Source organism: Dactylosporangium sucinum (assembly GCF_014647515.1).
Taxonomy (GTDB): domain Bacteria; phylum Actinomycetota; class Actinomycetes; order Mycobacteriales; family Micromonosporaceae; genus Dactylosporangium; species Dactylosporangium sucinum.
The window spans coordinates 27,215-41,440 of sequence record NZ_BMPI01000090.1; the positions used below are offsets into that span (position 1 = coordinate 27,215).

At 70.4% G+C, this 14,226-nt stretch carries 11 protein-coding genes; 7 read left to right on the forward strand and 4 right to left on the reverse strand.

The genetic code is table 11. The annotated features are described in order from the left end of the window. Positions 1-3 precede the first annotated feature (3 nt). Together IEZ31_RS49815 and IEZ31_RS49820 are read left to right on the forward strand one after the other, a co-directional pair. Positions 4-786, forward strand: a complete 783-nt coding sequence (locus IEZ31_RS49815; RefSeq protein WP_190257175.1) for an SDR family NAD(P)-dependent oxidoreductase — start codon at positions 4-6, stop codon at positions 784-786. A 174-nt stretch (positions 787-960) separates the two neighbouring features. Continuing rightward, positions 961-2,262, forward strand: a complete 1,302-nt coding sequence (locus IEZ31_RS49820) for an MFS transporter (protein ID WP_190257176.1) — start codon at positions 961-963, stop codon at positions 2,260-2,262. A gap of 81 nt (positions 2,263-2,343) precedes the next feature. On the opposite strand, the gene IEZ31_RS49825 is transcribed toward IEZ31_RS49820, so the two are convergent. Beyond that, complete coding sequence (locus IEZ31_RS49825; protein WP_190257177.1) at positions 2,344-4,977, reverse strand: family 78 glycoside hydrolase catalytic domain; 2,634 nt, start codon at positions 4,975-4,977, stop codon at positions 2,344-2,346. A gap of 159 nt (positions 4,978-5,136) precedes the next feature. On the opposite strand from IEZ31_RS49825, the gene IEZ31_RS49830 reads away from it, so the two are divergent. Both IEZ31_RS49830 and IEZ31_RS49835 read left to right on the forward strand, forming a co-directional pair. Beyond that, positions 5,137-6,039 carry a glycoside hydrolase family 3 N-terminal domain-containing protein gene (locus IEZ31_RS49830; protein WP_190257178.1) on the forward strand — a complete coding sequence of 301 codons (903 nt, stop codon included), beginning with the start codon at positions 5,137-5,139 and terminating at the stop codon, positions 6,037-6,039. Then, entirely contained in the window at positions 5,939-6,853 is a 915-nt protein-coding gene (locus IEZ31_RS49835; RefSeq protein WP_190257179.1) for a glycoside hydrolase family 3 C-terminal domain-containing protein, read from the forward strand. The genes IEZ31_RS49830 and IEZ31_RS49835 overlap by 101 nt, the downstream gene beginning before the upstream one ends. A 48-nt stretch (positions 6,854-6,901) precedes the next feature. Here IEZ31_RS49835 and IEZ31_RS49840 read toward each other — a convergent pair whose 3' ends face one another. Together IEZ31_RS49840 and IEZ31_RS49845 are read right to left on the reverse strand one after the other, a co-directional pair. Beyond that, on the reverse strand, positions 6,902-9,517 hold the full coding sequence (locus tag IEZ31_RS49840) for a family 78 glycoside hydrolase catalytic domain (RefSeq protein ID WP_444542481.1): 2,616 nt from the start codon (positions 9,515-9,517) through the stop codon (positions 6,902-6,904). A 207-nt stretch (positions 9,518-9,724) separates the two neighbouring features. After that, the gene (locus tag IEZ31_RS49845) at positions 9,725-10,093 is read right to left on the reverse strand and encodes a VOC family protein (protein ID WP_190257180.1); all 369 of its coding nucleotides are present in this window, start codon (positions 10,091-10,093) and stop codon (positions 9,725-9,727) included. A gap of 63 nt (positions 10,094-10,156) precedes the next feature. Between IEZ31_RS49845 and IEZ31_RS49850 the strand changes: the two genes are divergently transcribed. Then, positions 10,157-10,615 (forward strand): MarR family winged helix-turn-helix transcriptional regulator, encoded by a 459-nt coding sequence (locus IEZ31_RS49850; protein WP_190257181.1) that lies wholly within the window; start codon positions 10,157-10,159, stop codon positions 10,613-10,615. 83 nt (positions 10,616-10,698) lie between these two features. Here the strand turns inward: IEZ31_RS49850 and IEZ31_RS49855 are convergent, their stop codons facing one another. Further along, positions 10,699-11,511, reverse strand: a complete 813-nt coding sequence (locus IEZ31_RS49855) for a phytanoyl-CoA dioxygenase family protein (RefSeq protein WP_190257182.1) — start codon at positions 11,509-11,511, stop codon at positions 10,699-10,701. Between the two features lie 198 nt (positions 11,512-11,709). Here IEZ31_RS49855 and IEZ31_RS49860 point away from each other — a divergent pair, with 198 nt between their 5' ends. Both IEZ31_RS49860 and IEZ31_RS49865 read left to right on the forward strand, forming a co-directional pair. Further along, a complete protein-coding gene (locus IEZ31_RS49860) occupies positions 11,710-12,579 on the forward strand; it encodes an AraC family transcriptional regulator (protein WP_190257183.1) in 870 nt (289 codons plus the stop codon). Between the two features lie 298 nt (positions 12,580-12,877). Beyond that, positions 12,878-13,798, forward strand: coding sequence for an SdrD B-like domain-containing protein (locus IEZ31_RS49865; protein ID WP_190257184.1), 921 nt, complete (start codon positions 12,878-12,880; stop codon positions 13,796-13,798). The last annotated feature ends 428 nt before the right edge of the window (positions 13,799-14,226 follow it).

Genomic DNA, 14,226 nt, shown 5'->3' on the forward strand with positions numbered 1-14,226 from the left:
CGGATGCTCGACCTGACAGGTACCGCTTCCGTCGTCACGGGCGGGGCGTCCGGGCTCGGCGAGGCCACCGCGCGCCGGCTGGCCGGGCTGGGCGCAACCGTTGTGATCGTCGACCTGCAGCGTGAGCGCGGCGCGAAGGTGGCCGGCGATATCGGCGGGCGGTACGCGCACGCCGACGTGACCGACGAGGACGCCGTGAGCGCGGCCGTCGAGCTGGCATCCGGACTCGCGCCCCTGCGGACCCTGGTGTGCGCGGCCGGCATCGGCGCGAGCCGGCGCGCCATCGGCCGGGACGGGGAGTACGACTCCGCGCTGCCCCTGGCGGAGTTCCGGCGGATCGTCGAGGTCAACCTGGTCGGCACGTTCAACTGCGCGAGGCTGGCCGCGACCGCCATGTCGCGGTTCGCGCCCGTCGACGATGACGGTCAGCGCGGCGCGATCGTGACGATCGCCTCCATCGCGGCCATGGACGGGCAGACCGGGCAGACCGCCTACGGCTCGTCGAAGGCGGGAGTCTGCGGCCTGACGCTGCCGCTTGCGCGTGACCTGGCCGCCGTCGGCGTTCGCGTCAACTGCGTGGCCCCCGGCCTCTTCGACACGCCCATCTACGAGGGGCACCCGGATCCGGAGGCGTTCAAGGCGGCGTTGACGCGGGACACGCTGTTTCCGCGCCGGCTCGGGCGCGGCCCCGAGCTCGCGCAACTGGTCGTGGAGATCCTCACGAACGACTACCTCAACGGCGAGATCATCCGCATCGATGCCGGCACCCGGCTGCGCGCCAAGTAGCCGGAGGGGCCGTGGAAGAACACCATCGCGTCGCTCTCGACCGCGCTCCTGGCGTACCGGGCTGACGGTGCACCCGGCGGCACCGGCTACCCGGCCGGGCCCGATTGGTCTGTGACAACGATGTTGCGCGCATGTTAGCGTATTGCTAAGTCCGGCTCGGGTGGGAGGAACACCGTGAAGAGGTTCGGCGGCGTAGGGCTGACACCGGTCGTGGTGCTCTTCTCGTTGAAGATCCTGGACGAGATGAACGGCACGGCCTTCTCCGTGCTCACCCCGGCGATCAAGAGCGACTTCGGCTTGTCGATCACGGGCGTCACCTCGTTGTTCAGTGCCGGCGCGGCGGTCGGCTTCTTCGGTGGGCTCTGGATCGGATGGCTGGCGGACCGCAGGTCGCGGTTGGCGATAGCCCTGACCGGCGCTGCGCTCTGCGCGGGATTCACCCTCCTCACCGGGCTCGCGAGCAGCATCGCCCTGCTTGCCGTCGCGCGGCTCGGGGCGGGACTCGGCAAGACCGTCAACGACCCCACGCACCGGTCCCTGCTGTCGGACTACTACGCCCCGGACGACCGCGGGAAGGTGCTGAGCCTGTACCTCAGCGCCGCGACGGTCGCCGGAATCCTCGTGCCGCTGCTCGCGGGCGGTCTGGGCTACGTGTTTGGCTGGCGGAACGTCTTCGTCATCATGGCGATCCCCCTCGTCGTCTGCGTCGTGCTCGCCGCCCGCCTGCTGCGCGAGCCGATCCGGGGAAGGTTCGAGCGGATCGCCGCCGGTGGCAGCGGCGAGGTGCTCGATGTCGAGGAACGCCCGGTTCCGTTGCGCGAGGCGTGGCGAACGATGCGCCGGATCCCCACGCTGCGGACGCTCCTGCACTGCGTGCCCTTCGTCACGGTGTCCTTCGCCGGGCTGCTGACGCTGCTGTCGATCCAGTACAACGAGAGGTACGGGTTCAACGAGGCGCAGCTGGGGTTCCTGATCTCGGGTGCGAGCGTCGCCAACGTGTTCGGGCTGGCGCTGATCGGCAAGTGGGTGGGGCAGGACCCCCGCCGGGTGTACACCTCGTTCCGGCTCGCGATTCCGCCGCTGGCGCTGGGCTACCTCGTGATGGGTTTCGCGCCGAACGTCGGCATCAACCTGGTCGGTGTTCTCATCATCATGGTCTTTGTCGCGCCGCTGCTCATCGGCCCGGTCCTCGTGGTCGCCCTGGTGACTCCGCCGGCGCTGCGAGCGAGCGGGTTCGCCATTGCGACCTTCTACGAGCTGCCGGCCTTCTTCATCATCGTCGGCATCGGAGCCCTCGCCGACGCCGCGGGGTTCGCGGTCGCGTTCGCTTCGATGATCGTGCCGCTTGCGATCGGTGCGGTGATCTTCCACCGAGGGTCCAAGACGGTGCTGGCCGACATGGCCGCGATGCAGCAGGCCACGCTCGAGCGATCCGGGCAGCGCATGGTCGAGCAGCAGCAGGAGCCCGCTTCCTGACCGCGTCGTGCGGCGCGCGCTCCAGGTCGCGCGCCGCACGAGCCCTGCCCGGCGACGGCCGTCGAGGCCGCCGGGGCGGCCTCAGCGGTCCCAGGGGCACTCGTAGCCGCGTGAGCCCGGAAACTGGTCATGTACCGACCCGTCGGGCAGCTGAACCTGGGCCGTAGTGCCCGGTGGCACGGTGACGTCCAGCAGGAGCCGGCCGTCCCGGATCTCCCACGCGCTCACGATGCGCCCGTACGGGCTGTCGTGTTCCGCCCGCGCCCGGGTCAGCCCTCCGCCGGGTCGCGGACGGACCCGGAAGCGCCGGTAGCCGGGGGAGTCGGGCAGGCGGCGGATCCCTGCCACGTGCTCGTGAAGGAACGAGATGACCGCGCCCTTGCTGTAGTGGTTGAGCGACATGGGCTCGCCCACCTGGCCGGGGTCGCCGTCCCGCACGGGCGCCCAGTTCTCCCAGATCGTCGTCGCCCCCTGCGCCAGCATGTACAGCCACGACGGCGCTTCGTCCTGCAGCAGCAGGTCGTAGGCGACATCGAGGTGACCCGAGTCGGCCAGTACCGCCAGCAGCAGCGGCGTGGCCAGGAACCCGGTGCCGACGTGATTGCCCGCGTCCCGTACCAGCGCCGCCAGCCTGCCGGCCGTCTGGTCGCGCAGCGCCTCCGGGACGAGGCCGAAGGCGAGGGCACGTGCGTGGTTGGCCTGCGTGTCGGGAAGGAGGCGGCCGTCGTCGCCGATGAACTCGCGGCGCCAGGCGTCGAGCGCGCCGTCGGCGATCTGGCGACAGCGATCGGCCTCCGCGGCGTGCCCGAGGCGATCGGCGATCTGCGACAGGAGCGCCGCGGAGCGGTGCAGGTACGCCGTGGCCGCGGCGGAGGCGTCGTTGCGCTTCATGAAGACGGCGACCCGGTCCTCGCCGGGCTCGGTCCACTCGCCGAACTGGAATCCCGTGTCCCACAGGTACCGCTCGTGCGGCTCGGCGGGTCCGGTGCGGCGCGGGTGCCGCGCGTTGCGTGCCTGTGCCGCCGCCCAGCCGACCCAGGCGACCATCGAGGGGAAGGACTCCTCGAGGAGGCGGACATCCTCGTAGATGCGCCACATGTGCCAGGGCACGATGACGGAGGCGTCGCCCCAGCCGGCCGATCCGGTGAGGTACGCCTGCGACGTGTCGTGCGCGCCGTCGGACCCGTGCCCGTTCGGCACCACGTTGGGCACGCGACCGTCGGGCCACTGGTCCGCCCGCAGGTCCCGAAGCCACTTGGCGGTGAACCCGGCGACGTCGAACAGGAAGGCCGCGGTCGGCAGGTACAGCTGCCAATCCCCGGTCCACCCGGACCGCTCCCGCTGAGGGCAGTCGGTCGGGATGTCGCACATGTTGCCGCGCAGGCTCCAGACCGCGGCCTCGTGCAGACGGTTGAGGCGATCGTCGCTGCACGAGAACCAGCCGGTGCGTCGCAGGTCCGAGTGCACGACGATCCCGTCGACGTCCTCGGCCGCCAGGTCGCCCGCGAGTCCGTCCACCCGGACGTACCGGAACCCGTGCGTCGTCAGCCGCGGCTCGAACACGTCGCCGTCCCTGCCGGCCGAGACGACCTCGTCCACCTGCCCCAGGGCGCGGAACACGCGGCCCCGGCCGGGGATGACCGGCCTGAGGTGCTCGAGGTCGACGTCGCCCGACGGGCCGAGACGCTCGCCGTGGGTCAGCGTGATTCGCGTTCCCGCCTCGCCGAGCTGCCGCAGCCGCACCCAGCCGTTGATGTTCTGGCCCAGGTCGACGACGTGGCGTGCCGGCCCGATCCGGGTGACGGCGGTGGGCGTGAGCGCCTCGATGCGCCGCACGTCGGGGGCGGCGGAGCTGCGTAGCCGGCCGTAGTCGTGCAGCGCCGGTCGAACGGGTCGCCAGCACGCCCCGGCGGGCTCGGATCCGTCACCGTTGTCGTCGCGGAAGTCGACGAACTGTCCCTCGATGAGATCGGCCGTGATGCTCGTCGGCCGGGACAGCCACGTTTCGTCGGTGTGTGCGAGCACCTGGCCGTCGGCATGGATCTCCGCCAGGAAGGCGAGCTGCTGACCGAAGCAGTCGAAGTCCCGGGTGTAGCCGAGCTGGCCCCTGAACCAGCCGTCGGCGAGACGGGCGGTGACGTGGTTGCGGCCGGCGTTGAGGTAGCCGGTGACGTCGAAGGTCTGCACCTGCAGGTTCTTGCGGTAGGCGGTGAACCCCGGCGTGAGCTCCTGGTCGCCGACGCGCCGCCCGTTGAGGAACAGCTCGTAGAGCCCGTGCGCGGTCGCGTACGCGCGCGCGACTCGTGGCGCCCGCGGGAGGAGGAAGCTGTTGCCGACGACGTGCACGCGCCGCGCGCCGGGCGGGGCAAGCTCGTCCTCGGCCGGCGCGACCCAGGAAGCGGTCCAGTCGGCCGGGCCGATCATCCCGGTCTCCCACCACGAGCTCGCCGACCACGGGCTTTCGCCGAGGTCGGTGCGGACCCGCACCCGCCAGTCGACCCGGGTGCGGGCCGGGATCCGCGGGCCGTCGTAGGGGACGAGCAGGTGAGCGGGCGAGAGCCGCCGGCCCGAGCTCCAGCCCCCCACCTCGAGCTCGTAGCCGTGCTGGGCGCTGGCACCCTCCGGCAGCCGCCACGACAGACGAGGCTGCGACTCGGTGGTGCCCAGCGGAGCGGTCAGGTGCTCGAAGCGCAGGTGCGACGGGCTCTCATACATCCGAGCACTTTAGCTTTACGCTAATGACGTTGACCAGTCCCCGAACCCGACCCTTCGGTGGGCACGGCCCATGGGTCGATCGCGGGCGCTGGCCTTGACTTCCCGTAGTTAGCGAGATGATAAAATCGCCCCATGTCGCGAGCGAACAGCAAAGAGCTGATGTCTTTCGTACGGTCGTTGCCGCTCGAGGTGCGGTGCGCTCAGCTCACCGGCCTGACGCTGCCCTCGGGGTTGGGGCACGACCCGGAGAAGGACCGGGCGGAGCTGCGGGAGATGGTGCCGCACGGCGTCGGCTCGCTCTCGCTCGTGCAGCACATGTCCAACCGCGACATCGGCGAGATGCGACGCGGCATCGACGCGGTGCAGGACTACCTGGTGCGCGAGTCCCCGGGCGGTATCCCCGCCCTGGTGCACGCCGAGGCCCTCAACGGCCTCGTGTGGAACGGCGCGAGCAGCTGGCCGACGGCGATCGGCCTGGCCGCCAGCTTCGACCTCGGCGCCATCGAACGCATGGCGGCCGTGGCGGCCGAGCAGGCCGCCGCCCTGGGAGTACAGCACGGCCTGTCCCCTGTCCTGGACGTGTGTCGCGACCCGCGCTTCGGGCGGGTTCACGAGACCTACGGCGAGGACCCCACGCTGGCGGCGGCCTGCGGGGTCGCGTTCGTGCGGGGACTGCAGGCGTCCGGGGACGTCCTGGCCACGGGGAAGCACTTCCTTGCCTACATGGCTTCCGAGGGCGCGCTGAACATGGCGGAGGTCCACGCCGGCCCGCGCGAGCTCCGGGAAGTCCACGCGCTCCCGTTCGAGGCCGCGATCCGCTGGGCGGATCTCGCCACCGTCATGAACTCCTACAGCGCGATCGACGGCAAGCCCGTCGCATCGAGCCGCGAGATCCTCACGGCCCTGCTGCGCGGCGGCGCCGGCGCCGGTCGAGGTGGAGGTGGTCCGGGGGTGCGACTACGTGGACGAGGCCGTCGACGACATCCCGGCGGCGGTCGAGGCGGCGCGCAACGCCGACGTGGCCGTGGTTGCCGTGGGGGAGCGGTCGGGCTGGATCGGTGATGCCACGGGCGGGGAGGGTCGCTCGCGGGCGGATCTTCGCCTTCTCGGCAGGCAGACCGAGCTGTTGAACGCGGTCGCGGACACCGGCACCGCGATGGTGGTGGTGCTGTTCTCCGGACGTCCCCTGGTGCTCGGGGCCGCATCGGAGCGGGCGGCGGCCGTCATCGTCGCCTGGCATCCGGGGCCGTTCGGCGGCGTGGCCCTGGGGGAGGCCCTCTGGGGTGTCGGCGAACCGGGCGGCCGGCTCCCCATCACCTTCCCGCGCGGTGTCGGCCAGGTCCCGATGTACTCCGGCCACAGTTCCGGCAGCGGCTACCGCTGCGCGGAGGGGCCGGCGCTGCACCCGTACATCGACTCGGACAGCACGCCCCGCTACCCGTTCGGTCACGGCCTTTCCTTCGCAAGCTTCGAGTGGTCCGAGTTCGAGGCGAGCACGGCCTCCGCGGAGTGCGGTGCAACGGTGAGCGTCAGCCTCAGGGTGACGAACACGAGCCGACGGGACGGTGCCGAGGTCGTGCAGCTGTACGGCTTCGATCACTGTGCGGGCGTCACGCGCCCGGTCCGGCAGTTGCTCGGCTTCTCGCGCGTTGAGGTGCCGGCGGGAGGAGCGGTCCGCGTCACCTTCGACGTGGACACGTCGCTGTTCGCGTGGTGGGACTCCCCTCGACGGTGGGTCGTCGAGCCCGGCCCGGTGGAGCTGATGCTGGCGCGCAGCGCGGACGACGTCGTCTGGCGCCACCGGCTGGCACTGACCGGCCCAGAGCTCTCCCTGGACCGGCGTCGCGCCTTCTACTCGGTCGGTCGCGCCTCGTAGCGGCCGGTCAGCGGCTGAGCGACCGATGGACCTGGTCCTGCCCGCTGCCTACGGCAGGTCGCTGACGAGGGAGTGCGTGCCGGGCGGGAGCTCGGCCTGCGCTCCGTCGGGCAGCCGCACCTCGGCGGTGGTACCGGGCGCCACGGTCACGCTGAGGTGAAGCCGCCCGTCCTGCTGCCGCCAGGCCGACTCGATCGGGCCGTAGGGAGTGTCGAGCCGGGCCCTGGCCCAGGTGAGGCCACCGCCCGGCTGGGGCTGCACCAGGAATCGCCGGTAGGCCGGGAAACCCGGGAGAAGTCGAATGCCGGCCACGTGCGTGTGCAGGAAGGAGATGACGGCGCCTTTGCTGTAGTGGTTGAGCGAGTCGCTCGGTACGCCCTGCTCGTCGAGCCCGTCCCACCGCTCCCAGACCGTCGTCGCTCCCCGATCGAGCATGGTCATCCAGGACGGTTCGGTCCGCTGGAGCAGCAGCTCGTACGCGACCTCGACGTGTCCGTTGTCGGCAAGCACCGGCAGCAGCATCGGCGTCGTCAGGAACCCTGTTCCCACGTGCGTGCCGGCCTTGCGGATGATGGCTACGAGATTCGCCGCGACCTCCGCTCGCAATGCGCCCGGCACCAGGTCGAAGGACAACGCCCGCGCGTAGTTCGCCTGCGTTCCCGGCGCGATCGTCCCGTCGGGCGCCAGGTACTCGATCTGCCAGGCCCGCCGGACCTGCTCGGCGAGGCCTGCCAACCGCCGCGCGTCGGCGTCGTGACCGAGCACGGCCGCGGCCGCCGCGACCTGCTGCGCCGAGCGGAAGAAGTACCCGGTGGCCACGACCCCCATGTCGGCCTCCAGGCGCATCAGCGAATGGATCGTGTCGTCCGTCTCGTCTGGTTCGAGCCACTCGCCGAACTGGAAACGGGTATCGAGCAGGAAGGCCTCGTGTGGCTGCCGGTCCCCGGTTCGGCTGGAGTGCCGCTCCTCGCGGGCGATGCGCTCCTGGAGCTCCACCCAGCGAAGCATCGTGGGGTAGAGCTGATCGAGCAGCCGGTGATCCTCGTAGTGGAGCCAGTGCTGCCACGGGACGTGCGCAGCGGCGTCCGCCCATCCCGCCGCGGTCGCGAAGAACTCCGCTTCGAACGGGTACTCGCCGCGCAGTGATTCGTGCCGGTCCGGGACGATCGTGGGGATGCCCCCGGACGGGAGCTGTTGCGCGGCGAGGTCGTACAGCCACTTGGCGTTGAAGCCGGCGACGTCGTAGAGGAAGGCGGCGGTCGGCATGAAGAGCTGCCAGTCGCCGGTCCAACCGGCCCGTTCCCGCGTCGGGCAGTCCGTGGGCACGTCGCAGGCGTTGCCCCGGAAGCTCCAGTCGCTGATCTCGTGCAACCGGTTCAGGTCGGCGTTGCTGCACGCGAAGTCCCCGGTCCGTTCGAGGTCGCTGTGCACGACCTTGGCCGTCAGGTCCGCCGGAGCCAGGTCGCGCGGGTGGCCGGTGATCGAGACGTACCGGAATCCCTTGGTGGTGTGCCGCGGCTCGTACGGCTCGTCGTTCCCGGCGGAGACGATCGAGTCGGTCTGCGCCACGCCGTCCAGGTGCGCGAAGTGCAGATGCTCGATCGTGACGTCGCCGTCGGCGTCCAGCGCCTCCCCGTGCACCAGCGAGACCCTGGAGCCGGCGGGTCCCGCGTCGCGCAGCCGCACCCAGCCGTTGACGTTCTGCCCGACGTCGACGACCTGGGCGCCGTTTGGGAGCCTGCGCACCGCGACGGCGGGCAGTTCCTCGACCTGCCGGACGGGTGGTGCGACCGGACCGACGAGCGTGCCGTGGCCGAGGTCCGCGCAGAGCGCCGGCTGCCAGTCCGACGATGTGATGCGCTGGTCCTGGTGCTGCCCGCGCGTCAGCTCGACCGCGGTGATCGAGCTCGGGGTGAACACCCATCCCGGGCCCGTGCCGAAGACCGTGCCGGTACCGTCCTCGAGCTCGATGTGCAGCTGCGCCAGGAAGGCGGTTCGGGCGCCGTAGCCGTCAGCGATCTTCATGTGCGGGCTCACCGACCGGTACCAGCCGTCGCTGAGCAGTGCCGACAGGTCATTGCGACCCGCGTGCAGCATCGACGTCACGTCGAAGGACTGCACCTGCGTGCGGTGCGCGTATGCGGTGGAGCCCGGGGTCAGCTCCTGGTCGCCCACGCGGGCGCCGTTGACGAACGCCTCGTACAGGCCGTGTGCGGTGGCGAGCAGGGTTGCCCGCCGCACGGCGACGCCGAGGTCGAACTCGCCCTTCAGCCAGTAGGCGGGTCGATGGCCGCCGGGCGGCAGGGGCGTGGCTTCGCGGGGGCCGATCCACGTGGAGACCCACTCGGTGAGGGTGAGGAGTCCCGTGGAGAAGCGTTCCGGCGCCGACCAGTCGCTCGGGCCCAGGTCTGTCCAGACGCGTACACGCCAGCTCAGGTCCTGCAGGCTCTGCAGGTGAAGACCCGTGGCCTCGACCAGGACGCTGCTCGCGGACTCGACGCGACCGGAATCCCATTCGCCCACCTGGAGTCGGTAGGCCACCTGGTTGGTCGTGCCGGCCGGCAACCACCATGAGAACCGTGGCGAGCGGAGCGTCAGGCCATGCGGGCAGCGCAGCCCCTCCACCCGCAGCCGGGATGGCCGTCCCGCAACCAGTTCTGACACGTGCCCTCCTCGAAAGCCCGGAATTTAGCAAAACGATAACACGGACGGCCGGTGGCCATCCGGGTCCGGCGGGGAGCGCGGTCGGAACTGGTTTCCGAAGGTTCTATCCCGGGCGCGGGGCTTCATCGAGGCCGGTAGGGGGCGACGAATCTCGGTGCGTCCTCCTTGCCCATCGTGGTTGATGATCGTCCGGTGGCGTCTGGCCTGTCAGGCGCGGTCGTGGAGGGTGATCTGGTAGCCGTCGGGGTCGGCGAAGGTGAATGTCCGACCGAAAGGGCCGTCGATCGGTGCGGAGACGATGGTGTGGCCGTCGGCGACGAGAGCATCGTGAATGGCCTGGACGTCTGTGGCGTGGAGCCAGATCGCGGCACCGATGCCGGGCTGAGCAACGGATGCGAGGTCGGTGCCGGGAACGACGTCGCGGAGTGCGAACGCGATCGGCTTCGTCTCGAAGACGACGGCGTGCGGAGGTCCGGCCTGCGAGCGGACGAGGCCGAGGTACTGCTCGTAGAACGCCTGCGAAGTGTTGCGGTCGCGCACTTGCAGCGAGATGAAGTCGGGGCCGGTGGCGGGCATGATGATGCTCCTTCTGTTCGTGTCAGTTTGCTGACACGACTCAACCTATGTCAGAATGCTGACATGAGTCAAGACGGTGTTGGCGTCGACCTGGAGACGTCACTGGGCTACCTGCTGAAAGAGGCGTCGAGCGCCCTCCGTGTAGCCATGGAGGAGGTGCTGCGGCCGCTCGGGATGAGCGTGACGCACTATTCCTGCCTCGAGCTGCTGGCTCAACGGCCGGGCTTGTCGAACTCCGAGCTCGCGCGGGGCGCGTTCGTGACACGGCAGTCGATGAACGTGCTGCTCCAGGCCCTGGAGCGGGACGGCTACGTGACCAGGCCTGCGGAGGCGCCCATCGGGAAGGTGCTTCCCACGCGGCTCACGCCTCGCGGCCGACGGAGCCTCGAGAAGGCGTCCGTAGCGGTCCGGTCCGTCGAGGTGAGAATGCTGGCCGGCCTGACCGAGACCGAGCAGTCAGACGCGTTCCGGGCCCTGAAGAGGATGATCCATTCCCTGCGCGATGGCAACGACGGTACATAGCTCGTTCCCCCCGGCCTACGCGCTGACCGCGGTCGGGCGGGGTGCCACCGCAATCTGGCGCGGGTCGCTGGGCCTATGCATGTCTACCCGACGCGATAGTCAATGCCGTCCCCGTCCGGACCGGCGGTGTCCTGTCCGAGGCCCCGACGGATCGCGATCTCTACGGGTGAGTACGCGCCGTCGGCCCGCTCCAGTTCGTACGGCGCGGCGGGCATCAGCGGCGGTTGGGCCATGAAGCGCGGCCGCACCCCATGGTGCGGTTGCGCCGCGTGCACCAGGAATGGATGGCACAGGAAGACGTCGCCCGGGGACCCGGTGGCGAGGGCGAGTGGCCGGTGGTCGGACGCCGCCACCAGATCGGGCGCCAGGGCCAGCCCGCTCGCCCCGTCCTCCCCGTATTTCTCCAGCACCTTCGGCACGTCGAGGTGTGAGCCGACGCGGATGCGGGTCGGGGCGTCCTGCTCACCGACCTCGCTGAACAGGAACAGCATCAGCAGCGCCCGGCCCCGGGAGCGCAGATTTGTGAAGTACCAGCTCTCGCCCTCCGGCAGATAGCTTCCCTCGATGTGCCAGCCCGCGTCGTCCGGCTCCTGTTCGTGCGGGAAGCGCAGCGGGAACGTGCCCAGTGAGTAGCGCGGCTCCCAGCGTCCGGCGCCGACGAGCAGGTCGTACGCGTGCTGGAGGAACGGGGAGTTGGGTGCGGCGGCGAACGGCCCCTGCGCCATGCTGGACACCCAGTGCACGGGCTGCGTCCACGTCGCTGGATCGTCCGGTTCGCAGCCCGTCTCGCGCCATAGCAGCCGCGCGCAGTCCGCGGCCACGCGCGGCGCGACGGCGCCCGCCAACTTCACGAAGCCGTCGCGAAGAAAGCGGGATACCAGGGTTGTGTCGTCCATGCCACGATCGTGCGGCGACACTGTCCCGATCGCCCGACATTTGCTGCACCGCCTTTGTCGGGTGGTCACCGAGCGCCTCCTTGCTCCGCCAAGCGTGCGTCGGAGCCGTGACAGTGCCAGCCATGATCGGATCGGGCCACAGCAATCAGGCGCGACCGGTGCGTCTTCGGCCAAGGTTGGATATCGGAAGGAGGCTTCATGATCTCGGCACTCAACCGGCTCGTCGACCTCGTCGAGGAGAGCCTGACCGGGGATTTCGACGTCAAGGACGTGGCCAGGACGCTGGGCACGACCGAGTATCACCTCCGCCGGATGTTCTCGTCGTTGGCCGGCATGCCGCTGTCGGAGTACGTGCGCCGCCGCCGCATGACCGTCGCCGCCGCCGATGTCGTCCGCGGTGAGGAGGATTTGCTGAGCGTCGCCGTCCGGCACGGGTACGGTTCGACCGAGGCGTTCGGGCGGGCGTTCCGGGCGGTCCACGGCGTCGGTCCCGGTGAGGTGCGCCGCGCCGGAGGCCCCCTTCGCACCCAACCACAGCTCAGGTTCCGCCTGACCGTGGAAGGGAGCGAACGCATGGACACCCGGATCGTCGACCACCCCGAGTTCCGGCTCGTGGGGCACGTTGCCCGCGTTTCGCTGGTCCATGAAGGCATCAACCCGCACATCCTGCAGCACATCACCGCCCTGCCGGCGGAGGAGCACCTGCGTTTGAAGACCCTCGGCGACTCCGAGCCGGCGGGCCTGCTCGCGGTCAGTGACGACCTCGACCCCGACCGCGCCGAGGGCAGCGAGCTGACCTACCTTCACGGGGTCGCCGTGTCCCCGGATACGCCGGTCCCCGGCGGCCTCGACGTCATCGAGGTCCCGGCCGGCAGGTGGGTGGTCATCCGAACCGCGGGGCCGCATCCACAGACCCTGCAGAAGACCTGGGCCACGACCGCAACCGAGTGGTTCCCCTCCAACCCGTGGCGTCTGCGGCCAGGTCCGGAGATCGTCGCGGTGCTCGAGCATACGGACGACTTCAGCACCGTGACCTGTGAGCTCTGGCTGCCCGTCGAACCGGCATGACGACCCGGTAGGTAGCCGATCCAGTTGCGCTTGATCGCTTCAAGGCTTGTCAAACCCCAGCCGTCGAGGTGGGGCCGCCTAACGCGCAAGTCGTGAGCCGTGACTACGTGCCTGAGGCCGGACACCGACGGTCACCATCTCGGCGAGCGGGCAAGTGACTAGAACGACGAGCGACGAGAAGATCAAGCGAAGGTGGTCGGATATCGTTCCGATCTCGGTTCTTGATCGCGGGACAGCGGAGCGACCCGCCCAGCCGCTACCGTCGCGCTGACTCCCGTCCCCCATTACGGAGACCCCCATGCGCGCACTTGCCGCCGCCGCCCTCGCGGGCGTGGTCGTGGCCGTCCTCCCGGTGACGGCCGCCCTGGCCGCCGACCCCAAGCCGGACATCGCGGTGACCTCCGCCGCCGACAAGGCCAACTACGCCGAGGGTGAGACCTTCACCATCACGGTCACGGTGAAGAACAAGAGCTCTGTCGACGCCAAGCACGTGCACTACACCGGCGGCGACAGCGAGGGCGTCGACGATGTTGTCTACGGCGTGCTGTCGACCGGCTTCGACCTCGCCGCTGGCGCCACCAAGACCGTCCAGCTCACCGGCAAGACCAACCACCAGGCGTGGCGGTACGGCCGCGGATACGTCGCCTTCGAGCTCACCGCCGACAACGGCGAGGCCAACGATGCCGACAACATCACCAGCGTGCGGCTGCTGGTGGCGGGCGCCTTCGACGATCTCGGCGGCTACGTCTTCCAGGGTGAGTCCTATGACGCCCCATGGACGCCCCAGACCCCCGGCGTCCCGGGTGTCAAGGTCGTCGCCACCAGCGCCGACGGCAGAACGAAGTACGCCGAGGCCGCCACGGACGCCAAGGGCCTGTTCCGTCTCGCCCACCTCCCGGCCGGCGACGTCCTGCTGACCTTCACCGCCCCGTCGGGCTGGAAGATCCTGGCCGGCGAGAACGGCGAGGACGACCACACCCTGGTGCAGGTCAGCGCCGACGACAGCGACGAGCCGCGCATCTACGTGCCGGCGAAGAAGGTCGCCGTGAGCTCGCCGAGCGTCTCGCCGTCGGCGTCGGTCTCGCCGAGCGCCGGCCCGGGCCTGCCGGTCACCGGCGACAACACCATGCTCCTCGTCGGCGCGGGTGCGGCCGCGGTCGCGATCGGCGTCGCGCTGGTGCTCGTCGCGCGGCGCCGCCGCGTACGCCTGCAGGCCTGATCGACGGGGATCGCCCCAGCCGCCGAGCACCCCGCCGGCTGTTGCATCCCCCGCCATGTCGAGCGAGCCGAAGAGCGCCGAGGCCCCAGCACCCCGCTGGAGCCTCGGCGCCGCGTACTCCGGCCGCGACAACGCCCTCGACGTGCTCCGTCTGGTGCACCCCCTCGTGGACCGCCGCCGGGAATGTGGTGATCGGGCTGGCCGACGTACCGGCGAAGCGGACCGGTGCGACCGGGAGGTAGAAGTCCCACTGGCTGAGCGCCCGGTGCGCGACCGCCGAGTGCGTAGTTAGCCGATTTCCCAGCCACCGGTGTCAGGTACGCGACGGGGGCGAAAACCCTCGCGGAGGACGGCAACGGTCGGCGGGATGGGTGGCGTCTTGAGAGGCATCATTTCGGGCTGCCTGTGCCCGATCCCTCCAGCCATGA